Source organism: Microvirgula sp. AG722, assembly GCF_003269145.1.
Lineage (GTDB): Bacteria > Pseudomonadota > Gammaproteobacteria > Burkholderiales > Aquaspirillaceae > Microvirgula > Microvirgula aerodenitrificans.
On the sequence record NZ_QLTJ01000003.1, the window covers coordinates 36,142 to 61,633 of the forward strand.

18 protein-coding genes are annotated in these 25,492 nt (G+C 65.1%); 8 read left to right on the forward strand and 10 right to left on the reverse strand.

What is annotated here, in order from left to right; all coding sequences use genetic code 11:
• Positions 1-38 precede the first annotated feature (38 nt).
• The gene (locus tag DFO50_RS06210; protein WP_107888521.1) at positions 39-644 is read left to right on the forward strand and encodes a LysE family translocator; all 606 of its coding nucleotides are present in this window, start codon (positions 39-41) and stop codon (positions 642-644) included.
• On the opposite strand, the gene DFO50_RS06215 is transcribed toward DFO50_RS06210, so the two are convergent.
• Positions 641-1,435, reverse strand: a complete 795-nt coding sequence (locus tag DFO50_RS06215; protein ID WP_028498241.1) for an alpha/beta fold hydrolase — start codon at positions 1,433-1,435, stop codon at positions 641-643. The two genes, DFO50_RS06210 and DFO50_RS06215, sit on opposite strands and share 4 nt — an antisense overlap.
• A 177-nt stretch (positions 1,436-1,612) precedes the next feature.
• Here DFO50_RS06215 and DFO50_RS06220 point away from each other — a divergent pair, with 177 nt between their 5' ends.
• The 3 genes from DFO50_RS06220 (at position 1,613) to hrpA (ending at position 8,467) form a co-directional block, all read left to right on the forward strand.
• Complete coding sequence (locus DFO50_RS06220; protein WP_107888522.1) at positions 1,613-3,889, forward strand: ATP-binding protein; 2,277 nt, start codon at positions 1,613-1,615, stop codon at positions 3,887-3,889.
• A complete protein-coding gene (locus tag DFO50_RS06225; RefSeq protein ID WP_028498240.1) occupies positions 3,858-4,526 on the forward strand; it encodes a response regulator transcription factor in 669 nt (222 codons plus the stop codon). Before DFO50_RS06220 ends, DFO50_RS06225 begins: the two co-directional genes overlap by 32 nt.
• A gap of 65 nt (positions 4,527-4,591) precedes the next feature.
• Positions 4,592-8,467, forward strand: coding sequence for an ATP-dependent RNA helicase HrpA (gene hrpA, locus DFO50_RS06230; RefSeq protein WP_107888523.1), 3,876 nt, complete (start codon positions 4,592-4,594; stop codon positions 8,465-8,467).
• Positions 8,468-8,821: 354 nt separating this feature from the next.
• Here the strand turns inward: hrpA and recJ are convergent, their stop codons facing one another.
• From recJ to DFO50_RS06250, 3 genes are read right to left on the reverse strand one after another with little or no spacing between them, the layout of a single operon-like run.
• A complete protein-coding gene (gene recJ / locus DFO50_RS06240; RefSeq protein ID WP_028498237.1) occupies positions 8,822-10,513 on the reverse strand; it encodes a single-stranded-DNA-specific exonuclease RecJ in 1,692 nt (563 codons plus the stop codon).
• Positions 10,514-10,571: 58 nt separating this feature from the next.
• Positions 10,572-11,585, reverse strand: a complete 1,014-nt coding sequence (locus DFO50_RS06245) for a hypothetical protein (protein ID WP_112692201.1) — start codon at positions 11,583-11,585, stop codon at positions 10,572-10,574.
• A complete protein-coding gene (locus DFO50_RS06250; RefSeq protein WP_028498235.1) occupies positions 11,582-11,989 on the reverse strand; it encodes a hypothetical protein in 408 nt (135 codons plus the stop codon). The genes DFO50_RS06245 and DFO50_RS06250 overlap by 4 nt, the downstream gene beginning before the upstream one ends.
• Positions 11,990-12,281: 292 nt before the next feature.
• On the opposite strand from DFO50_RS06250, the gene DFO50_RS06255 reads away from it, so the two are divergent.
• From DFO50_RS06255 to hemH, 4 genes are all read left to right on the forward strand, one after another.
• Positions 12,282-13,616 carry a M23 family metallopeptidase gene (locus DFO50_RS06255; protein ID WP_112692202.1) on the forward strand — a complete coding sequence of 445 codons (1,335 nt, stop codon included), beginning with the start codon at positions 12,282-12,284 and terminating at the stop codon, positions 13,614-13,616.
• Positions 13,617-13,671: 55 nt separating this feature from the next.
• A complete protein-coding gene (locus DFO50_RS06260; protein ID WP_112692203.1) occupies positions 13,672-14,784 on the forward strand; it encodes an anhydro-N-acetylmuramic acid kinase in 1,113 nt (370 codons plus the stop codon).
• A 592-nt stretch (positions 14,785-15,376) separates the two neighbouring features.
• Positions 15,377-17,731, forward strand: coding sequence for a DNA translocase FtsK (locus DFO50_RS06265; protein ID WP_112692204.1), 2,355 nt, complete (start codon positions 15,377-15,379; stop codon positions 17,729-17,731).
• A 79-nt stretch (positions 17,732-17,810) separates the two neighbouring features.
• Entirely contained in the window at positions 17,811-18,833 is a 1,023-nt protein-coding gene (gene hemH / locus DFO50_RS06270; protein WP_051528665.1) for a ferrochelatase, read from the forward strand.
• A 2-nt stretch (positions 18,834-18,835) separates the two neighbouring features.
• Here the strand turns inward: hemH and DFO50_RS06275 are convergent, their stop codons facing one another.
• From DFO50_RS06275 to DFO50_RS06300, 6 genes are all read right to left on the reverse strand, one after another.
• Entirely contained in the window at positions 18,836-20,356 is a 1,521-nt protein-coding gene (locus tag DFO50_RS06275; protein WP_112692205.1) for a SpoVR family protein, read from the reverse strand.
• A 19-nt stretch (positions 20,357-20,375) separates the two neighbouring features.
• Positions 20,376-21,653: a YeaH/YhbH family protein gene (locus DFO50_RS06280; RefSeq protein WP_028498231.1), complete on the reverse strand. Its 1,278-nt coding sequence runs from the start codon at positions 21,651-21,653 to the stop codon at positions 20,376-20,378.
• Positions 21,654-21,931: 278 nt separating this feature from the next.
• Positions 21,932-23,860, reverse strand: a complete 1,929-nt coding sequence (locus tag DFO50_RS06285; protein WP_028498230.1) for a PrkA family serine protein kinase — start codon at positions 23,858-23,860, stop codon at positions 21,932-21,934.
• Positions 23,861-24,082: 222 nt separating this feature from the next.
• Positions 24,083-24,394 carry a PilZ domain-containing protein gene (locus DFO50_RS06290; protein ID WP_028498229.1) on the reverse strand — a complete coding sequence of 104 codons (312 nt, stop codon included), beginning with the start codon at positions 24,392-24,394 and terminating at the stop codon, positions 24,083-24,085.
• Positions 24,378-24,938, reverse strand: a complete 561-nt coding sequence (locus DFO50_RS06295; protein WP_028498228.1) for an NUDIX domain-containing protein — start codon at positions 24,936-24,938, stop codon at positions 24,378-24,380. Before DFO50_RS06295 ends, DFO50_RS06290 begins: the two co-directional genes overlap by 17 nt.
• Positions 24,925-25,473, reverse strand: a complete 549-nt coding sequence (locus tag DFO50_RS06300; protein WP_028498454.1) for a DUF2062 domain-containing protein — start codon at positions 25,471-25,473, stop codon at positions 24,925-24,927. Before DFO50_RS06300 ends, DFO50_RS06295 begins: the two co-directional genes overlap by 14 nt.
• Positions 25,474-25,492: the final 19 nt, after the last annotated feature.

Consider the following 25,492-nt stretch of genomic DNA (forward strand, 5'->3'; position numbering starts at 1 on the left):
CTTTTACCATGGTGTCCATCTACCAAAGGATCCCTGCCATGCTGGATTTCGCCCTGTTGAGCTATGTCGCGGTGATGTCGATCACCCCCGGCCCGAACAACCTGATGCTGGCCACCTCGGGAGTCAATTTCGGCTTCCAGCGTACCCTGCCGCACGTCTTCGGCGTCAGCATCGGCCATGCGGTGCAGGTCACGCTGACCGCCACGCTGCTGGTCTTCATCCTGGCCGGCATGGATTCGGTCCGCCTGCCGCTGGCGGTCGCCGGCTGTGTCTACCTGCTGTGGCTGTCATGGCAGATCCTGCGCGCCGGCAGCCCGGAAGCGCGCGACAGCGCCCGGCCGATGAGCCTGTTCGGCGCCGCCCTGTTCCAGTGGGTGAACCCGAAAGCCTGGATCATGGTGCTGAACGCCGCCATCCTGTTCATGCCGCGCGACGGCCACGACCCGGCGACGGCACTGTGGCTGGGCCTGGTCTGCGCGGCGATCAACCTGCCGTGCATCGCGGTATGGGCGCTGGCCGGCGACCGGCTGCGCCACTGGCTGTCCAGCCCGGCCGCCCTGCGCGTGTTCAATACGGTAATGGCGACGCTGATGGCGGCAACGGCACTGTGGCTGCTGGTGGACGAGTTGCCGGCACTGGCCTAACCGGGCTGGCGGGACATGGCCGCCAGCACGCGCAGAATCTCCTCGGCGGTTCCCTGCGGCAGCTCCAGCGGAAACAGGTGACTGCCGGGCACCGGTTCGACGCGCATGCCGAACCGGCGCTCGACGAAGCGCAGATCGGCCGGGCCGATGACATCGGATGCGGCACCGGCCAGATACACCGCCGGCATGGCCAGCGGACGGGCGATGCGCGGGAAAATATGCGGCAGCGTGCAGTACACCTTGTGTTCGACCTCCGGGCGGAAGGTCAGCCGGACACCGTCGCCACTCGGTTCGCTGCCGAAGCGGACATAGTCGTCCAGCACCTCGGGGTCGAAGCGGGCGAACAGCGGCTTTCTGGCGAAGTGGGCATGCATTGCCTCGACGCTGTCGAACTGGTCGCGCCGCCCCAGCGCGATATGGGCCGGCGTGACCCGCTCGATCCGGCCCAGCCGCTTGGCCAGCCACAGTCCGCGCGAGCGCCAGCCCGACAGGATGGGCGAATCGAGGATCACCACGCCCGCGAACAACTCAGGCCGCTTCAGCGCAGCCAGCACGGTCAGGGCGCCGCCCAGCGAGTGACCCACGCCATAGACCGGCCGCCCCAGGCGTTCGACCGACTGGATCAGTTCGTCGGTCAGATGCGGCCAGTTGTCACTGACCGGAAAGCGCGGGTCGTGGCCGATGCGCTCGATACAGGCGATATCGTACTGGTGGCCCAGCGTCTCCAGCAGCTTGCGGTAACAGCCGGCCGGGTAGCTGTTGGCATGGGCAAAATGGATCAGTTCACGCATGAATTCAAACAATCGTTCAATTATTGTCTGACAGTCTAGCACCCGGAATCCGGGGTCCGGCATGCCGGACCCGAAAAAACGGTCGCGCCGGTCCGGACAAACGGAATTAACCATTGAGCCGCTCTCCGGCTTTTGTCATGATCCGCGTGTCTTGGTCCTGTCGGAAGCCGTACCTGCATGGGCCCCCTGAAAAAGAACCTGCCACGCGACAGACCCGAACGTCCCCGTCTCGGCGAAGCCTTGCGGACACTGCCCACGCGCTACTGGCTGCTGGCCGGCGCAGTCTGGCTGGTCATGGAACTGGTGACCGGCATCGGCTGGTACAAGCTCGAACACCAGCGCCTGCAGCGCAAGTTCGTCCAGGACACGGAAGAGCTGTACCTGCAGCTGTCGCAACGCTTCGACCGCAATGAAGGCGTGCTCAATGGCCTGTCGGCGCTGTTTGGCACCTTCGACCGCCTGTCGTTCGAACAGGTCCGGCGCTTTTCCGCCGCCATGCTGCGGCTGAATCCGCACCTGTACACCATCGAGCTGCTGCGCCGGGTCGACGGCAAGGAGCGGGCGCGCTTCGAGGCCGACATGAGCGCCGAAATCGGCCGGCCGTTCCATATCCGCGACTTTGCCGGCAAGCGACCGGCCCCGCTGCGTGACGCGCCGCCGCGCGACCTGTACTACCCGATAACCCTGATCGAGCCGGACATCATTGCCGCCCGCCCGATCATCGGACTGGATGCCTATCACGACAGCGCGCTGCGCGATTCGATCACGGCCGCCCTGACCTCCGGCGTGATGGTGCCGTCACAGGGCTTCACCCAGATAGAAGGCGGCCGCAGCTACGCGTTCAGCAAGATCATCGAGACCCACGGTATCCCGCATTACTCGTCCAGCGGATCGGACAGCCTGCTGATGCTGCTGGTCAACACCGAGCGGCTGCTGGCCACGCTCGGCCTCGACCGCAACCAGGACCACATTGCGCTGTGGCATCACCAGCTGCCGAAAAGCCACCCCGGCGCCCTGCTGTACGACAACGGACGCCTGGCGCCGCCGGGACCGATGATTTCGCTGTTCACGCTGAAGTACAGCCGCAATCTGTCCAGCCGCCACCAGCCGTTCGAGCTGACCGTCAGCCGCACCATCACCCCGGTGCAGCTGAACATGCTGCCGTTCGCGCTGCTGACGCTGACCAATCTGACAGCCGTGTTCCTTGGCGTGCTGTTTCTGCTGCAGCGTGCCGAGCACCGCCGCGTCGCCCGCCAGGCCACCGCCGAGCTGTTCAAGAGCCGCGAGCGGGCCAGCGTCACGCTGCAGGCGATCAACGATGGCGTGATTACCTTCGGCATCGACCGGCGCATCGAATATGTGAACCCGATGGCCTCGGCGCTGAGCGGGGTGATCGAGGCCGAGGCGGTCGGCCGCCTGGTCGATGACGTGGTGCGGCTGCGCTACGACTTTGCCCAGGCCATTCCGGCCAATCCGTTCACCCTCAGCCTGTCGACCGGCCATGCCATCGATCTGGCCGACAACAGCCTGATGATCAAGGCCAATGGCGAGGAATTGCTGCTGGAAGGCAATGTGTCGCCGCTGTTCGATCCGGCCGGCAATGTCACCGGCGCCGTGTTCGCCTTCCGCAATATGGGCCCGGTCCGCCTGCGCGCCCGCGCCGCGCTGGAAGAAAGCCAGCGCCGCCTGCGCGAACACGAAACCCATCTGGCCCATGTTGCCCGGCTGCATACCATGGGAGAAATGGCGAGCGGCATCGCCCATGAAATCAACCAGCCACTGACGGCCATCGTCAACTACAATCAAGCGGCACTGCGGTTGCTGGCGGACGAGGAACCGGAGTTCGACACCATCCGCCATGCGATCCGGGCGACGGCCAACCAGGCACAGCGTGCAGGGGAAATCATCAAGCGGCTGCGGGCCTTTGTTTCGCGCCAGTCCACCCAGCGGGCAACACTGGACCTGAACCGCCTGATCAGCGACGTGCTGGCGCTGGCCGATTTCGACCTGCGCAGCGCGGCCGTCACCATCGATACCGACCTGACCGAGCCGCTGCCGCTGGTCGAGGCCGATTCGATCCAGATGGAGCAAGTCGTGCTGAACCTGCTGCGCAACGCACTGGACGCGATCAAGCCAATCGAGCCCTGGGGACGAATTTTCATCCGAACCCGAGCCAGCGCAAAGCATGTGCAACTGGAAGTCGGCGACAATGGCACCGGGCTCAACACGGAAACGCTGGAAAGCCTGTTCCATCCGTTCTTTACCACCAAATCGTCGGGGATGGGCCTGGGCCTGACCATCTGCCAGTCCATCGTCGAATCGTTCGAGGGTTCCATCAGGGCCAGCAACCGCAGCGCCGGTGGCGCCCTGTTCACCATTGAAATCCCGGTCGCCAGCCGACCATCAGCCGATTCCAGCCCGAATGCTCAGTCCAGCCTCCCCTACTCCACGTGATCCGACCATCCACGTCGTCGACGACGACCCCGCCGTCCTCGACTCGGTCACCCTGCTGTTGCGTTCCCACGGCCTGCAGGCCGTGCCGTATGCATCGGCGCGCCAGTTCCTCGATGCCTACCAGCCCGGCCAGATCGGCTGCCTGGTACTCGACCTGCGCATGCCCGGCATGGGCGGTCTGGAACTCCAGCAGGCACTGAACGAGGAAGGCATCGACGTGCCGGTGGTGTTTCTGACCGGTCATGGCGATGTCCAGCAATGCAGTCGCGCGTTCAAGGCCGGCGCCATCGACTTTCTGACCAAGCCGATCGACGAGCTGGCCCTGGTCAATGCCGTGCGGCGCGGCATCCAGAGCAGCATCGACCGCCACGTCAAGCTGACCCAGACCCGCGAAATCGAGGAGCAGCTGACCCGGCTGACCCGGCGCGAACTGGAAATCCTGCGCTATATCGTCGATGGCCGCTCCAGCCGCGAGATCGCGCTGATTCTCGACCTGTCGCCGCGCACGGTGGAGGCGCACCGCGCCAACGTCTACAGCAAACTCGAAGTGCTGACCCTGGCCGATCTGGTGCGGCTGTACCTGATGGCGCTGTCCGACCAGCGACTGGCCGAACGACTGGCCAGCGGCCCGGCTTGAGCCGGACCGTGCCGGACCGCGGCCGGCGCGTATAATGGCCCGTTTTGCCCCTGACTTTGCCGCCGATGTCCCGCGAACTGCTCGACCCGATCGACCGACTGATAGCCGATTGCACCGCCCGCGACCGCCAGGCGCTGACCCGTCGTCGCCGTGAACTCGCCGACCGGCTGAAGGCCGGCAAGCCCGCCGAACGCCTGGCCGCGCAGCTGCAGGCCGAGGCCGGACGCTCGGCCGCCCGCGTCGCCGAACGCCGTGCCCGGCTGCCGGAACCCGAGTTCGACCCGATCCTGCCGGTCAACCAGAAGAAGGACACGCTGCTTGCCGCCATCGACAAGCACCAGGTGGTCATCGTCTGCGGCGAAACCGGCTCCGGCAAGACCACGCAGATTCCCAAGCTGTGCCTGGCCCTCGGCCGCGGCACGCGCGGGCTGATCGGCCATACCCAGCCACGACGCCTGGCCGCACGCGCCGTTGCCAGCCGCATCGCCGACGAACTTCACTCCAGCATCGGCGAGCTGGTCGGCTTCAAGGTCCGCTTCACCGACCGCACCTCGGACGCCAGCTTCATCAAGCTGATGACCGACGGCATCCTGCTGGCCGAAACCCAGACCGACCGCTTCCTGTCCGCCTATGACACCATCATCATCGACGAAGCGCACGAGCGCTCGCTGAACATCGACTTCCTGCTCGGTTTCCTCAAGCAGTTGCTGCCGCGTCGCCCGGACCTGAAAGTGATCATCACCTCGGCCACCATCGACGCCGACCGCTTCAGCCGCCATTTCAATGGCGCCCCGGTCATCGAGGTGTCCGGCCGCACCTATCCGGTCGAGATCCGCTACCGGCCGCTGACCCAGCGCGACGAGGACGATCGCGAACGCGAGATGGAGGACGCCATCGTCGACGCCGTCGACGAGATCGCCCGCCTCGGCGCCGGCGACATTCTGGTGTTCCTGCCCGGCGAGCGCGAAATCCGCGATACCGCCGAGGCGCTGCGCAAGGCGCGCATCACTACCCGCTACGACGTGCTGCCGCTGTTCGCCCGCCTCAGCAACGAAGAACAGAACCGCATTTTCAAGCCCGGCGGTGGCCGTCGCATCGTGCTGGCCACCAATGTGGCGGAAACCTCGCTGACCGTGCCCGGCATCAAGTACGTGATCGACACCGGTCTGGCGCGGGTCAAGCGCTATACCCCGCGCGCCAAGGTCGAACAGCTGCTGGTCGAAAAAATCTCGCAGGCCGCGGCCCGCCAGCGCGCCGGTCGCTGCGGCCGGGTAGAGGCCGGGGTGGCGGTGCGGCTGTACGACGAGGACGACTTCAACGCCCGCCCGGCATTCACCGACCCGGAAATCATCCGCTCGAACCTGGCGGCAGTCATTCTGCGCATGGCCGCGCTGCGACTCGGCGCGGTGGCCGACTTCCCGTTCCTGGAACCGCCGTCGTCGCGACTGATCGCCGATGGTTACGACATGCTGCACGAGCTGGGGGCGGTGACCGAACAGGGCGAGCTGACCCCGCTGGGCAAGGAACTGGCACGCATCCCGGTCGACCCGAAGATCGGCCGCATGCTGCTGGCTGCGCGCGACTTCCACTGCCTGCGCGAAATGCTGATCCTGGTCAGCGCGCTGTCGATCCAGGACCCGCGCGAGCGGCCGTTCGACGCCCGCGACGCCGCCGAGCGCGCGCAGGCCCGCTTTGCCGACGACAAGTCCGATTTCCAGAGCTATCTGGCGCTGTGGGACTTCTTCGACGACGCCCTGAAACACAAGAAATCGAACAAGCAGCTGGTACAGCTGTGCCATGACCACTTCCTGTCGCATCTGCGCATGCGCGAATGGCGCGAGCTGCACGGCCAGCTGTCGCAGATCGCCGGCGATCTCGACCTGCGCGCCAACGATACCCCGGCCACCTTCGAGCAGTTGCACAAGGCGCTGCTGACCGGCCTGCTCGGCAATATCGGCATGAAATCCATGGACGGCGACGATTACCTCGGCGCCCGTGGCATCCACTTTCACATTTTCCCCGGTTCCGGCCTGCGCAAGGCCAGGCCGAAATGGCTGATCGCCGGCGAACTGACCGAAACCAGCCGCCTGTATGCGCGCTCGGTCGCCGTGATCCAGCCGGAATGGGTCGAATCACTGGCCCTGCACCTGGTCAAGCGCCACTACTTCGAGCCGCACTGGGAAAAAACCCGCGGCGAAGTGGTCGCCAGCGAACGCGTGACCCTGTACGGCCTCAATATCGTGCCGCGCCGCATGGTCAGCTATGGCCGCATCGACCCGGCCGAAGCCCGGCAGATCTTTATCCGCGAAGCACTGGCCAATGGCCAGTTGAACAGCAATGCGCCGTTCTTCCGCCACAACCAGCGCCTGATCCGCGAGGTCGAGCAACTGGAGCACAAGGCGCGCCGCCAGGATGTGCTGGTCGACGAGGACACGCTGGTCGCGTTCTACGACGAACGGCTGCCGGCCGAACTGTGCGACACGCGCAGCTTCGATGCCTGGCGCGAAAGTGCCGAGCGCGACGACCCGCAGGTTCTGTTCCTGACCCGCGAATACCTGATGCAGCACGCGGCGGAGAACATTACCGAAGAACAGTTTCCGCCGACGCTGGACAGCGACGACGGCCCGCTGAAGCTCAAGTACCGCTTCGAGCCCAACCACCCGCTCGACGGCGTGACCGTCGACGTGCCGCTGGCGGTGCTGAACCGGCTGCCCGGCGCACGGCTGGAATGGCTGGTGCCGGGCATGATCCGCGAAAAACTCACGCTGCTGATCAAGTCACTGCCGAAGCAGAGCCGCCGTGCCTGCGTGCCGGTGCCGGACTTCGTCACCCGCTTCCTTGCTTCTCAGCCGGATCAGGACGCCCCGATCCTGCCGCAACTGGCGGCCTTTGTCCGCAAGGCGACCGGCCTGACACTGGAAGCAACCGACTTCGATCCGTCCGCGCTGCCGACGTACTGCCAGATGAATATCCGCGTGCTCGACGACGGTCGTCAGGAGCTGGGGCTGGGCCGCGATCTGCTGGCGCTGCAGAAGCAGTTCGGCGCGGCAGCGCAACTGACCTTCCGTGACTCGTCGGCCGAGTTCGAGCGCGACGACGTCCAGGCCTGGGATGTCGGCGATCTGCCGGAAAGCATCAAGTTCGCCCGAGGTCGCCAGCAACTGGAAGGCTTCCCGGCGCTGTGCTGCGAGGACGAGCGCATTGCCCTGCGCCTGTTCGACACCGCGCAGGCCGCCGAGAGCGCCCATCGGCGCGGCGTGATCTGCCTGCTGCAGCGTGAGCTGAAAGAGCACATGAAGCAGATGCAGAAGGGACTGCCCGGCTTCACCCAGATTGCCCTGCAACTGCGTGGCGTCGCCAATGCCGATGCGCTGCTGGATGATGCGATCCAGTGCATCTGTGACCGCGCCTTTATCGGCGAGGATGCGCTGCCGCGCAGCAAGAAGGCCTTCGACGAGCAGAAGAAGCGCGCCCGCACCCGGCTGCCGGCCGTGACCCAGGCGGTCACGCAGATGCTGAATGCCATTGCCGCCGAGTATCCAAAGACGGTACAGATGGCCGAACGGCACAAGCTCGGTCCGAAACTGGCCATCGAGCTGCGGGAACTGGTCTACCCGGGTTTCCTGCTGGCGACACCGTGGTCGCAACTGCCGCAGCTGCCGCGCTATCTGAAGGCCAAGCAGTTGCGCATGGAGAAGTATGCCGCCAACAGCCAGCGCGACGGCCAGCGCGGCGCGGAAGTCACCGGCCTGTGGAACCGCTGGGCCGACAAGGTCGCCGAGCTCGATGCGCGCGACGGCGCGCCGGAGCGGCTGCGCGACTACCGCTGGCAGATCGAGGAGCTGCGCGTGTCGCTGTTCGCCCAGGAGCTGAAAACGCCGTACCCGGTATCGGTCAAGCGGCTGGAGAAAAGCTGGCAGGAACTGAAACTCGGCAGCTGACACAGAAATGGCATGGCTTGCGCCATGCCATTTTTTCATGCGACTAACGGATTTCATCAAATGAAAACCGTAATCCATTGCTGGATGATCAGCCCTGTTACATGAAGGTTAAGAAGGGAAGTAAAAAATCCCAGCTGTTCAACCGTGCCACCACGAATTAACCCAAACATCCCACGGGTCCATTTTGACCTCCCGGCCTGAAAGATTAAGAAAACCCTGATCAGGGCTTTAATCATCAGCAACGACGGGCTTGAAGTCAATCCGCAACACAGTCAGATAATTCTGATTTATTAAACAGAATTATCCAGACCTGCATCTGCAATACTGTCCTGCATTGCAGACCATTTCCGATTTTCAGGCTGCCTGCCAGTAATCCACAAACAACTGCAATACCTGTTCTCCGCGCCATTCATTCGCATTGAGCTGGAATACCGCCTCGATCCGTTCCGGCAGCCAGTCACACTGGTTGAACAGCATGGCCTCGAACTCGGCGCCATCCTTGCCCAGCGTCAGCTTCAGGTGTTTTTCGCCGACAATGCGCTGGCCAAGCACGCGGAAGTGATCGCGGAAACTCGGCGCCGGAAAACCCTGGCCCCAGGCGGTCGACGCCAGCTGCAGCGCCGTTTCCAGCCGCATGTCGCAGGCGGCGATGGCGCCGTCGGTTTCAATGCGCCGGGTCAGCATGCTGGCGTCCAGCCACTCGCGTGCCACTTGCTCGAAAGCGGTGACGAAGCGGGAAAAATCGGCCTCGTCCAGCGTCACCCCGGCCGCCATGGCATGGCCGCCGAATTTTTTCAGCACCCCCGGTTCCCGCTTGCTGACCAGATCCAGCGCATCGCGCAGGTGGAAGCCGGGAATCGAACGGCCCGAGCCCTTGATCTCGCCGCTGTCACCGGGTGCGAATACCAGTGCCGGACGATGGAAACGCTCCTTCAGCCTGGAGGCGACAATGCCGACCACGCCCTGGTGCCAGTCGTCACGGTACAGCGAGATGGTGTAGTGCTCGGCCGGATCGACTTCGGCCAGTTTGGCCAGTGCCTCGTCCTGCATGCCGTGTTCGATCTGCCGCCGCTCCTTGTTCAGCCGGTCGAGCTCGCGCGCCAGTCGCAGCGCCTGTTCTTCATCGTCGCTGAGCAGGCATTCGATGCCGAGCCGCATGTCGTCGAGCCGGCCGGCCGCGTTCAGCCGCGGCCCGAGCATGAAGCCAAGGTCGAAGCTGGATGCCTTGTGGATCGGCCGGCCACTGGCCGTGAACAGTGCACGGATGCCGGGTGAGGCGCGTCCGGCGCGCATGCGCTTGAGCCCCTGCTCGACCAGAATGCGGTTGTTGTCATCCAGTCGCACCACGTCCGCCACCGTGCCGAGCGCCACCAGGTCCAGCAGCGGCGCCAGATTGGGCTGCCCGGCCGGATCGCCCCAGACTCCCCGCTCGCGCATCTCGGCACGCAGCGCCATCAGCACGTAGAACATCACGCCGCAACCGGCCAGGTTGCGCGACGGGAACGGACAGCCGGGCTGGTTCGGGTTGACGATCAGCGCATCCGGCAGTGTGTCGCCGGGCAGGTGATGGTCGGTCACCAGCACTTCGATGCCGCGCGCCCGTGCCGCATCGACCCCGGCCACGCTGGCGATGCCGTTGTCGACGGTGATGATCAGGTCCGGCTCGCGCGTCGCCGCCAGGTCGACGATTTCCGGCGTCAGCCCGTAACCGTATTCGAAGCGGTTGGGCACGATGAACTCGACCACCCCGCCCAGCAGGCGCAGGCCCTTGACCGCGATCGCACAGGCGGTGGCCCCGTCGGCGTCGTAGTCGGCCACGATCAGCATGCGCTGCCGCCTGGCGATGGCATCGGCCAGCCGGGCGGCCATGCGGGTGGCGTTCTTCAGTTGCCGGAACGGCAGCAGCCGGGTCAGGGTGTAGTCGAGCTGGATGGCGTCGTCGACACCGCGTGACGCATACAGCCGCGCCATCAGCGGGGACAGGCCCTGCCCGGCCAGGTGGCTGGCCAGTTGTTCGGGTACGGGACGGGTAACGATCAGGGACATAGGCTTTGCAGGCGCGCCACGCCGCCACGGAAGCGGACGGCGATGGCTCGCGGAAGAATTACAACAATCGGGCCAGCGTACGCGGCCGTTTCCAGCATTGCCAGCGCGCGGCCGGCGTCAGTGTAGCGCTGAAACCGCGCGGACCCGGCACCAGGATGCGCAGATGACCGGGCCGGCCGGCCCGCAGCGCGGCAGCCAGCGGCGCGAACCAGTCGCGCTCCAGTGCCTGCAGCGCCTCGCGCCAGCCCCAGGCATCGCGATACTGCGCCGCGCCCTCCAGCCGGTCGATCAGCACCAGCGTATCGCCGTCCATCGCTCCGGCCGGCAGTCCGGCAAAGGCAAAGGGCACCGTACCGCTTTCGACTCCGGACAGCGAAGCCAGTCCGCGCAGCAGCGGCGCATCCGCCAGCACCTGCCGGTAGCGGGAGGTCGGCGTGACCGACGGCCAGTCGCCCTCGCCCCAGAACCAGACGCTGTTGATGACCGGCTCACCGGCGCTTTCGCGTTCGGCATTGACCGGCTCGGCAAACAGCAGCATCTGCACTTCGTTCAGCCAGCGGTGCCACTGCATCGCTTCGGCGCCACGCGGCAGGTGACGGTCGATATTGTCACCGATCACCGACTCCAGCCGGGTGAAGCTGGCGCCAAACGGCGATGGCCGCTCGACATACCAGCGATCCGGCGCCGGAGCATGAAAGACCAGCCCGTCCCCGACGAAGAAACGGTTCAGTGCCGCGACCAGTGCATCGGCCTCGCGCTGTTCGATATGCATGATCCCGCTGTCGGCCAGCACCAGTGCATCGCGTTCCGGCCGCAGGAACACCGGATCGGCCCGCAGCCAGTGCCCCTGCCGGGTGTCGAGACCGTCAGCCAGGCCGCCGATCCGCGCCACCGGTGCCTGTTCGAGCCCGAACAGGCCGGCGGCCACCTCCTCGAATGCCGTTGTCGCGTGCGGCGACAGCGTCGCCCGCGACAGCAGCCAGCCCAGTGCCGGCAGGTCGAGGTCGCGGGTGACGTCGCTGACATTGTCGGCCGGCCACGCCAGCCCGGGCAGCAGCAGGTCCAGCGTCATTGCTGCCCGTACGGCTGGCCGTTGTTCATGCTCGGATTCGGCGCAATGGCGCTGAAGTGGAACACGATGCCGAACACCACCAGCGGACCGGCGGTACGCTGCCAGCGCATGACGTAGCGCGGAATGCCGCCGCCCTTTTCAGGCGGAATGCGCTCGATTTCCGGCGCCGCCAGCGGCGGATGGCCGGCAGCCGGCGGCGGCGGGGCGAAGCGCTTCTCCAGCGCCGGCACCGTATCGCCGGCCACGACCGCCTGCTCGAACTGCTGCCGCATGACACCTGCTTCGTCATAGAACGGTTTTACGTAGGTGAAATAGGTCCAGCCGATGCCGAACAGCACCACCCAACCGGATGCGGTGACAAACAGGGCGACCAGTTTGCCGAGAAAAAGCAGGAGTTCTTTCATGGGATCCATCGACGCCGCAGACCGCGCGGCACAAGGGTTGATCCCCGCCACACGGGGTGCGGAGCGGGGTGGAGGGCAGGCCATTCTGGCCGCCGGCATATCGACAAGCACTTGATTTATGTAATTTTCATTGCAAAAATCCGGTTCACCATGCCTGCGATTTCTTATAGAATCGTGCGCTGTTTCGACCCCTACTCGACGGGTCCCGGCAAGCAGGGAGCGGCCGGGGCTCCCGGTCACCGAACCTTGGGCGCGTGCGGAGAGGCATGCAACCAAGCTAAAGACCAGCACAATGGATTATCGCAAACTGCTCAGATTCCCGCAAAACCACGAATACAACTTCCATCTGGCGCATGCCGGCTGGCTCGCCGTTGCGGCCATGCCGCTGCTGCTCGGCGTCGCCACCGCATTCGCCGTGGCGCCGGGCAATGCCAGCCTCGACGTGCAGGTGGAAACCGTTACCCAGTCGCTGGCCCTGCCGCGCTTCGAGATGCCGGCGTCCAGCGGCACGCGCTACTGGCGCGCCGACACCATCTCGCGCGGCGATACACTGTCCGGCGTCATGCAGCGCATGGGCGTCAGTGCCAGCGAAGCCATGGGGTTCATCAAGCAAAGCCGCGTCGGCCAGGGCCTGCTGCGCCTGCCGGCAGGCGAAACGCTGCATATCCAGACCGATGACGCCGGCGAGCTGTTTGCCGTCCGTTATCTGAAGGATGACCAGAACGGCGAAAAGAACCTCATCAACATCCGCAAGACCGCATCGGGCGAATGGGCGGTCAATGCCGATGCCATCGAGGCGGTGGCCATCGACACGCCGTCGTCGATCCGCGTGCTGAAGTCGTTTGCCAGTTCGGCGGCCAGCAGTGGCTTGCCGAAGGATGTCCGCGCCCAGCTCGATGAAATTTTCTCCGACCAGATCGACCTCGACTCGCTGCAGCGCGGCGACGAAGTCAACCTGGTCTACCAGACCCTGTACTACGACGGCGAAACCATCGGCGCCGGCCGCGTGCTGGCCGCCGAGGTCAAGCGCGGCAACCGTACCTGGCATGCGTACTACGCGGCACACGACGACGAGTCGGGCAGCTATTACGACAGCAACGGCCAGCCGCTGCAGAAGGGCTTCGATGCCCGCCCGGTCGACAATGCACGCGTCAGTTCCGGCTTCGGCTACCGGCGCCACCCGGTGCTCGGCGGTCTGCGCCTGCACCAGGGCATCGACTACGCCGCGCCGTCCGGTACCCCGATCCGCGCGGCAGCCGACGGGACGGTCGCCAACGCCGGCACCGAATCGGGCTACGGCAATGTGGTGCGCCTGCGCCACAACAACCGCTATGAAACCGTCTATGCGCACATGAGCCGGTTCGGCAACTACCGCAGTGGCCAGACGGTAAAGGCCGGCGACATCATCGGCTATGTCGGCTCGACCGGCCGGTCGACCGGCGCCCACCTGCACTTCGAGGTCCGGGTTGGCGGCACGCCGGTCGATCCGACGGTGAATGCCGTGCCGGCGCCCCGTCTGACCGCCAGCGCGCTCAGTGCATTCCGCAAGGCCAATGTCGCGCTGGACCAGCAGATCGACGTCGTCGCCAGCGCGCCGAACACCACCACGCTGGCGCGGCTGGACTGACTCCGGCGGCCGGCAACCGCTACAATCACCCCGTTGCCAACGCGCGGGGTTTTTCATGTCCGGTCCTTCCGAATACTTTATCGGCCTGATGTCCGGCACCAGCATGGACGGCGTCGATGCCGTGCTGGCCGACTTCGCCGGCGGGCACCCCCGGGTGGTCGGCGATGCCCACCGGCCGTATCCGCCCGGACTGGCGCCGCGCCTGCTGGCGCTGCAGGCGCCGGGCGGCGATGGCGACGCGCTGGACGAAAGCCTGCGCCTGTCACTGATGCTGGGCGCGCTGTATGCCGACGCCGTCGACGCCGTGCTGGCACGCTGCGACATGCCGGCGACGGCGATCCGTGCGGTCGGCTGCCATGGCCAGACCGTGCGCCACGCACCACAGCACGGCTATACCCTGCAACTGAACGCGCCCGCCCTGCTGGCGGAGCGCTGTGCCATCGACGTTGTCGCCGATTTCCGCAGCCGCGATCTGGCTGCCGGCGGCCAGGGCGCGCCGCTGGTACCGGCCGTCCATGCCGGGCTGTTTGCCACCAGTGGCGAGTCCCGTGTCATTCTCAATCTTGGCGGAATTGCCAATCTGACCCGGCTCGATCCGGCCCGGCCGGTCATCGGCTTCGATACCGGCCCGGCCAACATGCTGCTGGACGCCTGGTGCCAGCGCCACACTGGCCGCAGCTACGACCAGAATGGCGACTGGGCCGCCAGTGGCCGGGTCGACGGCGCGCTGCTGCAATGGCTGCTGGCCGACCCGTATTTCGCCGCGCCGGCACCGAAGAGCACCGGCCGCGATCTGTTCTCGCCCGGCTGGCTTGATGCCCGCTTGTCCGGCACCGAAGCGCCGGCTGATGTGCAGGCCACGCTGGCAGAACTGACCGCTGCCAGCGCGGCCGACGCGATTCTCGCCTGCAGCCCGGACGTCGACGCGGTCTTCGTCTGCGGTGGTGGCGCCTTCAACCGCGATCTGATGGACCGGCTTGCACGCCGGCTGACGCCACGCGTGCGGCTCGAACACACCGGCCGGCTCGGCGTGCCGCCCCAGCAGGTAGAGGCACTGGCCTTCGCCTGGCTGGCGCGCGCCTGCCTCCGCCGCGAGCCCGGCAATCTGCCCGGCGTTACCGGCGCGGCCGGCCCGCGCGTGCTCGGCGCGATTTATCCTGCCATGTAGTCTGGGTGCTGACGGATCGAGTGGCGCCGGTACAGGCCCGGCTGATTGCGCTGGCTGCAGGGCACGGCAGGATCCTGATTCACCCCCACTCTCCCCGCTCTCGCCGCCGCGAGAGAGCCTCGCTTCGCTCGTCCGTTCTTCGTGGCATGCCTGCTGCGCAGTCCTGGGCGCTGACGGATCGAGTGGCGCCGGTACAGGCCCGGCTGATTGCGCTGGCTGCAGGGCACGGCAGGATCCTGATTCACCCCCACTCTCCCCGCTCTCGCCGCCGCGAGAGAGCCTCGCTTCGCTCGTCCGTTCTTCGTGGCATGCCTGCTGCGCAGTCCTGGGTGCTGACGGATCGAGTGGCGCCGGTACAGGCCCGGCTGATTGCGCTGGCTGCAGGGCACGGCAGGATCCCTGATTCACCCCCACTCTCCCCGCTCTCGCCGCCGCGAGAGAGCCTCGCTTCGCTCGTCCGCACGTCGTCATTGTCATAAACGGCAGGGGCAAGCGCAGGAGGGGCGCCGGGATTCCTCGCCGGCCTGCAGGGACTGGCGGCAAGCGTCGCGCTTTCGCATATAATCCGGGGGTTTTTTCCAGTCGGACCAGCATGCGCTTCTTCAAACGCAAGGCCGTCGTCAAAAATGCGCCGACCCCCTTACCCCCCCAGATTGCAGGCCTCCTGCAGGAAGCCTGGTGGCTGGCGATGGTCGCGTTCGGCGTCTATCTGGTACTGATCCTGGCCAGCTACTCGCCCAGCGACCCGTCGTGGTCACACAGTGCCAGCGGCCAGCTGGCGGCGACCAACTGGGGCGGGCAGTTCGGTGCCTATTTCTCGGATTTGCTGCTGTACATCTTCGGCCTGTCGGCCTGGTGGCTGGTGGTGTTCTTCGGCAGCGCCATCGTCTGGGGCTATCGCAAGATCCGCCGGCTGTCTCCGGCGCTCGACCGGGTGACGGCCATTACCTGCAGCGGCTTCCTGCTGGTCCTGATTGCCTCCAGCGGGCTGGAGGCATTGCGGCTGAACGGCGTGCATCTGGACCTGCCGCTGGCGCCGGGCGGCATGCTCGGCCACTTTGTCGGTTTTGGCCTGCGTACCCTGACCGGCCCGATGGGTGCCCTGCTGATCCTGCTGCTCGGCTGGGCGGTCGGCGTGTCGCTGTTTACCGGGCTGTCGTGGCTTGATGTCATGGAGCGGGTCGGCGGCGCGATCGAAGACGGCCTGCTGAAGCTGAAAAACGCGTGGGAAGCCCGCCAGGACCGCAAGATCGGCCGCGAAACGGCACAGCAGCGCGACGTCACCATCAAGCAGGAAAAGAAACGCCAGGAAGACAAGGCGCCGGTGCGCATCGAACCGCCGGTGCTGGAGATTCCGGTATCGGCCAAGGCCGTCCGCCAGGAGGAAAAGCGCCGTGCGCCGCAGCAGCAGGCACTGTTCGACCCGCCAGTGCACGATACCGGTTCCGGTGCGCTGCCATCGCTGTCGCTGCTGGCGCCCCCGCCGGCGGTGCAGGAGACCGTCAGCCCGGACACCATCGAATACACATCGCGGCTGATCGAACGCAAGCTGGCCGACTTCGGCGTCGAGGTGAAGGTCATTGCGGCCTACCCGGGTCCGGTCATCACCCGCTATGAGATCGAGCCGGCGGTCGGCGTCAAGGGCGCGCAGATCGTCAGCCTGATGAAGGACCTGTCGCGCGCACTGTCGCTGGTGTCGATCCGCGTGGTCGAAACCATTCCCGGCAAGACCTACATGGGTCTGGAGCTGCCGAATGCGAAGCGCCAGATCGTCCGCCTGTCGGAAATCGTCGGCGCCGACGCCTACCAGAGCGCCAGCAGCAAGCTGACGCTGGTGCTCGGCAAGGACATCGCCGGCAAGCCGGTAGTGGCCGACCTGGCAAAAATGCCACACGTGCTGGTGGCCGGCACCACCGGTTCCGGCAAGTCGGTCGCCATCAACGCCATGATCCTGTCGCTGCTGTACCGGGCCACGCCGGAAGAAGTGCGCCTGATCATGGTCGACCCGAAAATGCTGGAAATGTCGATCTACGAAGGCATTCCGCATCTGCTGGCGCCGGTGGTGACCGACATGAAGCAGGCGGCCAATGCGCTGAACTGGTGCGTGGCCGAGATGGAGCGCCGCTACCGGCTGATGTCCAAACTCGGTGTGCGCAACCTGGCCGGCTACAACCAGAAGATCCGCGACGCAGCCAAAAACGGCGAGTCCATTCCGAATCCGTTCAGCCTGACGCCGGAGCAGCCGGAGCCGCTGGATGTCGAACCGATGATCGTGGTGCTGATCGACGAACTGGCCGACCTGATGATGGTCGCCGGCAAGAAGATCGAAGAGCTGATCGCCCGGCTGGCGCAGAAGGCGCGTGCAGCCGGCATCCATCTGATCCTCGCCACCCAGCGTCCGTCGGTCGACGTGATCACCGGCCTGATCAAGGCCAATATCCCGACCCGGGTCGCGTTCCAGGTGTCGAGCAAGGTCGACAGTCGCACCATTCTCGACCAGATGGGGGCGGAAGCGCTGCTCGGCATGGGCGACATGCTGTTCCTGCCGCCGGGCACCGGCTATCCGCAGCGCGTGCATGGCGCCTTCGTCGCCGACGACGAGGTGCACCATGTAGTCGAATTCCTGAAAACCACCGGCGAACCCAACTATATCGAGGGCATTCTGACCGGCGAGGCAGCGATGGACACCGCGTCCGCCGTCGGCGACATTCCCGGCTTTGCCGCGACCGACGGCGACGAGGATGGCGAGAACGATCCGATGTACGATCAGGCAGTCGCCATCGTGCTGAAGACACGCAAGGCGTCGATTTCGTCGGTCCAGCGCCACCTGCGCATCGGCTACAACCGTGCGGCAAGACTGGTCGAGCAGATGGAAACGGCCGGTCTGGTCTCGGCGGCCGAGCACAATGGCAACCGCACCGTACTCGCGCCGGCCCCGCAGGAATAAACAGCCCGATCATCATCCGGCGGGCTTTTTACCGGCAAATCAACTAGCATCGGGGCTTTGCCGCCCCTTCCCTTTCGTCATGAGCCAAGCGACCGAAACTTCCCGTTCCGCCGACAAGATCGGTGTGCTGCTGGTCAACCTCGGCACCCCGACGGCACCGACCGCCGCTGCGGTCAAACCCTACCTGCGTGAATTCCTGTCCGACCGGCGCGTGGTCGAACTGCCGGCGCTGCTGTGGCAGCCGATCCTGAACGGCATCATCCTGAACACCCGACCCAGGGCATCGGCGGAGAAATACGCGTCCATCTGGCTGGCCGACGGCTCGCCACTGGACGTCTACACCCGCGAGCAGACCCGCCTGCTGGCCGGGGCGCTGGCCACACGCGGTCATGACGGGCTGGTGGTCGACTATGCGATGCGCTATGGCGAGCCGGCAATCCGTTCCACCATTGCCCGCCTGCAGGCACAGGGCGTCGACCGGCTGCTGGTGCTGCCGCTGTATCCGCAGTACTGCGCGGCCACCACGGCGACGGTATGGGATGAGGTGTGCCGGCTGATGCTGACCCTGCGCGACATCCCGGCGCTGCGGCTGGTCAAGCACTATGGCGACGACCCTGGCTATATCGACGCGCTGGCACACGGCATCGATGCCTACTGGAGCGAGCACGGCCGCCCGGACGTGCTGGTCACCAGCTTCCACGGCATGCCGCGCCGCACGCGCGAACTGGGCGACCCGTATTACGACGAGTGCCAGGACACCGCCCGCCGGCTGGCCACGGCGCTGGGACTGGCAGATGACCAGTGGCGCTGCACCTTCCAGTCCCGCTTCGGCCGTGCCGAGTGGCTGCAGCCGTATACCGCGGCAACACTGGAACAGCTTGGCCGCGACGGCGTCGGCCGGGTGGATGTCGCCTGCCCCGGCTTTGTCGCCGACTGCGTGGAAACGCTGGAAGAAATCGGCATCGAGGGCAAGCAGATCTTCCTCGACGCCGGCGGCAAGGTGTTCCACGCCATCCCGTGCCTGAACGACAGCCCGGCATGGATCGCCGCACTGGCCGACCTGACCACTCGCGAACTGGGCGGCTGGTTGCCCGCAGCCTGAGTTCACACCACTGGCGAGTGCTCCGGCCGGCACGAGCGGGTCTGGGTCACGCGCCCGTCCGGATCAACGCTTTCCAGCCGGACATCGAAGCCCCACAGCCGGGCGACGTGTTTCAGCACCTCGTCCGCGCTGTCGGTCAGCGGCCGGCGATTGTGCTCGAAGTGGCGCAGCGTCAGGCTGCGATCGCCGCGCACATTGACCGACCAGACCTGGATGTTCGGCTCATGGGCGCTGATGTCGTACTGGTCGGCCAGCGTCTGCCGCACCTTGCGATAGCCGTCCGCATCATGGATGGCCGGCACGTACAGTGATTCCTCGCTGTCGTCGTCGCGCACGGCAAAGAAGCGGAACTCGCGGATCAGCGCCGGCGACAGGTACTGGGCAATGAAGCTTTCATCCTTGAAGTTGCGCATCGCAAAATCAAGCGTCTCCCGCCACGGCGTGCCGGCGATATTCGGAAACCATTCGCGATCCTCGTCGGTCGGGTGCTCGCAGATGCGCCGGATGTCGCGGTACATGGCAAAACCCAGCGCATACGGATTGATGCCGTTGTAGTAGCGGCTGGTCACCGGCGGCTGGTACACGACATTGGTGTGCGACTGCAGGAACTCCATCATCGCGCCATCAGTCAGCAAGCCCTTGTCGTACAGGCGATTGAGAATGGTGTAGTGCCAGAACGTCGCCCAGCCCTCGTTCATTACCTGCGTCTGCCGCTGCGGATAAAAATACTGCGCGACCTTGCGCACGATGCGCACGATTTCGCGCTGCCACGGCTCCAGCAGCGGGGCGGATTTCTCGATGAAGTACAGCAGGTTTTCCTGCGGCTCGGCCGGAAAGCGCACTGCCTCGCTGGCACCATCCGCGCTGGCGCGGCGCGGAATGGTGCGCCACAGGTCGTTGACCTGTGACTGCAGATAGGACTCGCGTTCGGACTGGCGCGCCCGCTCCTTGGCCATCGACAGCCGTGCCGGCCGCTTGTAGCGGTCGACGCCGTAGTTCATCAGTGCATGGCAGGAGTCGAGCAGTTCCTCGACCGCCTCGACGCCATAGCGTTCCTCGCACTCGCTGATGTAGTGCCGCGCAAACACCAGGTAGTCGATGATCGCCGAGGCATCGGTCCAGGTGCGGAACAGGTAATTGTTCTTGAAGAAGCTGTTGTGCCCGTAGGCGGCATGGGCGATGACCAGCACCTGCATGGTCATCGAGTTTTCTTCCATCAGGTAGGCGATGCACGGATTGGAGTTGATGACGATCTCGTACGCCAGTCCCATCTGCCCGCGCTTGTAGCTCTTTTCGGTCGAGACGAAGTGCTTGCCGAAGCTCCAGTGGTGATAGTTGACCGGCATGCCCACCGACGAGTAGGCATCCATCATCTGTTCGGCGGTAATGACTTCCAGCTGCACCGGGTAGATGTCGAGGCCGAATTCGTCGCACGCCACGCGCCGGATCTCGCGATCGTAGTCCTCGATCAGCGGGAAGGTCCATTCCGATCCCGTCGAGACGGGCCTTGTGTTGTCGTTCATGCGACCCCCTGTGACAGCGCTACTTGGTCCGCTGCGACTGCTTCTTGAACAGTTCGCGGAACACCGGATAGATGTCGCCTGCAGTGCGGATCTTCTGCATGGCGAAGTGCTTGTGGTGCTCGGTCACGCGCAGGTACTCGTACCACAGGTTCTGCGGTTCGCCCTCGGTAATCTCGATGTAGGCGAAGTACTGGACCAGCGGCAGGATCGCCTCGTCGAGCAGGCGGCCGCAGGTGGACGAGTCACTGTCCCAGTTGTCGCCGTCCGAGGCCTGTGCACAGTAGATGTTCCAGTCCTGGGTCGGAAAACGCTGGACGATGATGTTGCGCATCAGGTTCAGCGCCGACGACACCACGGTGCCGCCCGATTCGCGCGAATGGAAGAATTCGTGCTCGTCGACCTCGACCGCGCTGGTGTGGTGACGGATGAACACCAGTTCGATCTTCTCGTACTGCCGCTGCAGAAACAGGTACAGCAGGATGAAGAAGCGCTTGGCGACATCCTTTTTCTGCTCGTCCATCGAACCCGACACGTCCATGATGCAGAACATCACCGCCTGGCTGGTCGGCTGCGGACGCTTGATGCGGTTGTTGTAGCGCAGGTCGAACGGATCGAGGAACGGGATGCGGTGGAAGCGCTGGCGCAGGCTGTGTACCTCGTCGCGCAGGCTCTTGACCAGGATGACGTCCTCATCGTCGTCCTCGATCGCCTGATCGAGCCGCTCCTCGGCGTCGGCCAGCCGGGCCAGCGTCGGCGCGCCCATGGCGATGCGCCGCGACAGTGCGCCGCGCAGCGAACGGACGATATTGATGTTGGCCGGCGTACCGTCATTGGTGAAGCCGGCGCGCACGCTCTTCATTTCCTCGGTACCGAGCAACTGGGTCTTGACCAGGTTCGGCAGGGCGAGGTCGTCGAAGAACACGTTGAGGAACTCCTCGCGCGACAGCTGGAACACGAAGTCATCCTCGCCGCCGCCGTCGTTGCTGGCCTTCCCGCCACCGCCGCCGGCCCCGCCGCCGCCCGGCGGGCGCGGAATGTGGTCACCGCGGACAAACTCTTCATTGCCGGGATGCACGACCTCGCGCACGCCGCCCGACCCATGCCGGAACGACGGCTCGGAGATGTCCTTGACCGGAATGCTGACCTGCTCGCCGTTTTCGATATCGGTGATCGAGCGCCCCTTGATGGCGCGCGACACCGACTCCTTGATCTGGCTCTTGAAACGGCGCAGGAACCGTTCGCGGTTGACCGCGGACTTGTTCTTGCCGTTCAGGCGCCGGTCGATGAGGTGCGACATGTTCTCTCTCCTGTGGCTGGCCGGCGTTGTCGCCGCCGGTCCTGCACCTGTACGCGCGCGGTGCCTGCGAGCCCCCGGACCGTCTCCCTGCCTCGCCACGATGAGCGGGCGAGCGCAGCGGGGTTCCCTCGCGGTGGCGAGGCCGGAGGGCGTCGGGGCGGATCAGGCGGACTGCGCGCCCACAAATCCCGCTATCAGTCGGGCATGTACCGACGCCACGGCCACCGTCGGTACCCCTCCATGAGCAGTCCGGGGCGGCAATTGCCGCCGCCCGCGCGTCAAGACGACTTGCGCACGCGCAGATACCATTCGCACAGCAGACGCACCTGCTTCGGCGTATAGCCCTTGGTCACCATCCGGTTGACGAAGTCTTCGTGCTTCTGGGCATCATCCGCACTGGCCTTCGCATTGAAGCTGATGACCGGCAGCAGTTCCTCGGTATTGGAGAACATCTTCTTCTCGATCACCGTCCTGAGCTTCTCGTAACTGGTCCAGTGCGGGTTCTTGCCGGCATTGTTCGCCTTCGCGCGCAGCACGAAGTTGACGATCTCGTTGCGGAAGTCCTTCGGGTTCGAGATCCCGGCCGGCTTTTCGATCTTTTCCAGTTCGTTGTTCAGCGCATTGCGGTCGAACGACTCGCCGGTATCCTGGTCGCGGTACTCCTGGTCCTGAATCCAGAAGTCGGCGAAGGTCACGTAACGATCGAAGATGTTCTGCCCGTACTCCGAATAGCTTTCAAGATAGGCGGTCTGGATTTCCTTGCCGATGAATTCGACGTACTTCGGCGCCAGATACTCCTTGATGAACGTCATGTAGTGCTGCTCGATCTCCTGCGAAAACTGCTCGCGCTCGATCTGCTGCTCCAGCACATACAGCAGGTGGACCGGATTGGCTGCGACCTCGCTGTGATCGAAGTTGAACACCTTGGACAGGATCTTGTACGCAAAGCGGGTCGACAGCCCGGACATGCCCTCGTCGACGCCGGCAAAATCGCGGTATTCCTGGATCGATTTGGCCTTCGGATCGGTGTCCTTCAGGTTTTCGCCGTCATAGACCTGCATCTTCGAATAGATGCTGGAATTCTCCGGTTCCTTGAGCCGGGACAGCACGGCGAACTGCGCCATCATCTTCAGCGTGCCGGGGGCGCAGGGTGCATGGCCCAGCGACGAGTTGCGCACCAGCTTCTCGTAGATCTTCACCTCGTCGGACACGCGCAGGCAATACGGCACCTTGACGATATAGATGCGGTCGAGGAAGGCTTCGTTGTTCTTGTTGTTCTTGAACTGCTTCCACTCCGACTCGTTCGAGTGGGCCAGGATGATGCCCTCGAACGGAATCGCGCCGAAGCCCTCGGTGCCCTTGAAGTTGCCTTCTTGGGTCGCGGTCAGCAGCGGGTGCAGCACCTTGATCGGTGCCTTGAACATTTCGACAAATTCGAGCAGTCCCTGGTTGGACAGGCACAGGCCGCCGGAGTAGCTGTACGCATCCGGATCGTCCTGCGCATACTTCTCCAGCTTGCGGATGTCGACCTTGCCGACCAGCGAGCTGATGTCCTGGTTGTTTTCATCGCCCGGCTCGGTCTTGGAGATGCCGATCTGGCGCAGCACCGACGGATAGCGGCGCACGACGCGGAACTGGTTGATGTCGCCGTTGAACTCGTGCAGGCGCTTGACCGCCCACGGGCTGGGGATATTGCGCAGGTAGCGGCGCGGAATGCCGTACTGTTCCTCGAGGATCGGCCCGTCCTCGTCGATGTTGAACAGGCCCAGCGGCGACTCGTTGACCGGGCTGCCCTTGATCGCATAGAACGGCACCCGTTCCATCAGCTCCTTGAGCTTCTCGGCGATCGAACTCTTGCCGCCGCCGACCGGCCCCAGCAGATAGAGAATCTGCTTCTTTTCCTCCAGCCCCTGCGCGGCATGGCGGAAATAGGCGACGACCTGCTCGATCGCCTCCTCGGCCCCGTAGAAGTCACGGAACGCCGGGTAGACCCGGATCACCTTGTTCATGAAGATGCGCGACAGCCGCGAGTCCGAGCGGGTATCGGTCAGTTCCGGTTCACCGATCGCCAGCAGCATGCGCTCGGCCGCAGACGCGTAGGCACCCGCGTCCTGCTTGCACAGATCCAGGTACTCGCTGAGGGAAAACTCCTCTTCCCGGGTGCGGTCGTAGCGAGAGGCGAAACGTTCGAAGATGTCGGTGTTCATGGCCTGGCTCCTGTGCTTATGGGCGTTTCGGCACCGGAACCCACCCTGACGGGCAGGCCGTTCATTCCGGTACCGGTCGGCATCCTTTTGTGATTGGAGTGTGGAACGTCGCGATAGTTCTCACTTGGGATATAGCACAGCGTGGCGCCCGGCAAATTCGCTTTTCACGCATCCGGCACGGCCGCGACGGAAAATCGGAATCATCCTGCATGGTGCCGGGCGTCAGCCATGCCGTTCAACGATGCGGAAACCGATCTCGTACAGCCCGCCGCCGACCGAATTGCAGCGCCGGACCTCGGCCTTGACCCGCAGCGGTGCACTGGGCTGGCCGCCGACGTCCGGCGCCTGGATGGCGATGACGATATGCTCGCCGGCCCGTGGCACATAATCGCTGCGCAGGGCCAGCCCGTCGGAACCGAGGTCGATGCACAGCGCGTCGATGTCGCCGTCCAGCGTCTCCATCCGCGCCGGCAGCGAGACTGGCAGGCGCCGCCCCAGCCGCCGGTCGCGCCGGCGATCAAACGGCACGTTCACGCGCCAGCGTCCCGTCGAGGAACTGCTCGAACCAGTACAGGCCGGTCAGGGTCTTGCTGTCGCACAGCTCGCCACTGGCCGCCAGGCGCCGGACTTCTTCCAGGGCCAGTGGCAGCACGTCGAGAAATTCGCCCTGGTCCAGCTCCCGCGCCCCCAGGCTCAGGCCCTCGGCGACGAAATAGACGATGCGTTCATTCGAATAGCCGATGCACGGATAGGCAACTGGCAATTGCCACCAGTCGCTGGCGGTATAGCCGGTTTCTTCCTTCAGCTCGCGGCGGGCGGTGGCCAGCGGCGACTCGTCCGGATCGATCTTGCCGGCCGGGATTTCCAGCAGCGCCCGACCGACCGGATAGCGGTACTGGCGCTCGAACACCAGACGGCCATCGGGCAGTACGGCAAACACGGCGACCGCGCCGGGGTGGGTCACGTACTCGCGCTGCGAGGTGGCCCCGTCCGGCAGGCGCACGGTGTCCTTCATCACATTGAAGAAATGACCCCGATAGGCCAGCGACGATTCAAGCTTCCGTTCAGTCAGATCCACGTTCCCGTATCCGTTTCTTCCATGCCTGTACCACGTACCACCGCCAGCCCCAGTCGGTCAACAGATACCCGAGCACGGCCAGCGTCAGCGCCAGCGCAACCAGTCCGACCGCCAGTGACGGCCCCAGCGACAGGGCCCAGCGGCCCAGCGCCTCCATCCATGCCCAGATCCCGTCCGGCCCGAGTTCGGGCGCCGGCACCACCTCGCCACCGCGCGCGCCGGTCAGCAGCTTGCCGTATTCGTATGCCAGCAGATACAGCGGCACGATGGTGAACGGATTGGTATACAGCGTGGTGGCCAGCGCCACCGGCAGGTTACAGCGCAACCACAGTGCCAGCAGGCCGGCCGACAGCATTTGTGTCGGGCCCGGCATCAGTCCGCAGAACAGGCCGACTGCCACCGCGCGCGCCACGCTGCGCCGGTGCAGATGCCACAGATCGGGCCGGCGCAATGCCGGTCCCAGCCACGACAGCCAGCGATTGGCGGCAATCTCTTCCGGACCGGGCAGATATTTCTTGAACCATTTGCGCGCCATGCGAATCCTTAGGCTGAAG

What these genes read in the sequence shown, in the direction of transcription:
- DFO50_RS06220 (WP_107888522.1), top strand. Translation starts at nt 1,613, where the DNA reads ATGGGCCCCCTGAAAAAGAACCTGCCACGCGACAGACCCGAACGTCCC.
- hrpA (WP_107888523.1), top strand. Translation starts at nt 4,592, where the DNA reads ATGTCCCGCGAACTGCTCGACCCGATCGACCGACTGATAGCCGATTGC.
- DFO50_RS06255 (WP_112692202.1), top strand. Translation starts at nt 12,282, where the DNA reads ATGGATTATCGCAAACTGCTCAGATTCCCGCAAAACCACGAATACAAC.
- DFO50_RS06285 (WP_028498230.1), bottom strand. Translation starts at nt 23,860, where the DNA reads ATGAACACCGACATCTTCGAACGTTTCGCCTCTCGCTACGACCGCACC.
- DFO50_RS06215 (WP_028498241.1), bottom strand. Translation starts at nt 1,435, where the DNA reads ATGCGTGAACTGATCCATTTTGCCCATGCCAACAGCTACCCGGCCGGC.
- DFO50_RS06245 (WP_112692201.1), bottom strand. Translation starts at nt 11,585, where the DNA reads ATGACGCTGGACCTGCTGCTGCCCGGGCTGGCGTGGCCGGCCGACAAT.
- DFO50_RS06280 (WP_028498231.1), bottom strand. Translation starts at nt 21,653, where the DNA reads ATGTCGCACCTCATCGACCGGCGCCTGAACGGCAAGAACAAGTCCGCG.
- DFO50_RS06260 (WP_112692203.1), top strand. Translation starts at nt 13,672, where the DNA reads ATGTCCGGTCCTTCCGAATACTTTATCGGCCTGATGTCCGGCACCAGC.
- DFO50_RS06265 (WP_112692204.1), top strand. Translation starts at nt 15,377, where the DNA reads ATGCGCTTCTTCAAACGCAAGGCCGTCGTCAAAAATGCGCCGACCCCC.
- DFO50_RS06225 (WP_028498240.1), top strand. Translation starts at nt 3,858, where the DNA reads ATGCTCAGTCCAGCCTCCCCTACTCCACGTGATCCGACCATCCACGTC.
- DFO50_RS06275 (WP_112692205.1), bottom strand. Translation starts at nt 20,356, where the DNA reads ATGAACGACAACACAAGGCCCGTCTCGACGGGATCGGAATGGACCTTC.
- recJ (WP_028498237.1), bottom strand. Translation starts at nt 10,513, where the DNA reads ATGTCCCTGATCGTTACCCGTCCCGTACCCGAACAACTGGCCAGCCAC.
- DFO50_RS06250 (WP_028498235.1), bottom strand. Translation starts at nt 11,989, where the DNA reads ATGAAAGAACTCCTGCTTTTTCTCGGCAAACTGGTCGCCCTGTTTGTC.
- DFO50_RS06210 (WP_107888521.1), top strand. Translation starts at nt 39, where the DNA reads ATGCTGGATTTCGCCCTGTTGAGCTATGTCGCGGTGATGTCGATCACC.
- hemH (WP_051528665.1), top strand. Translation starts at nt 17,811, where the DNA reads ATGAGCCAAGCGACCGAAACTTCCCGTTCCGCCGACAAGATCGGTGTG.
- DFO50_RS06300 (WP_028498454.1), bottom strand. Translation starts at nt 25,473, where the DNA reads ATGGCGCGCAAATGGTTCAAGAAATATCTGCCCGGTCCGGAAGAGATT.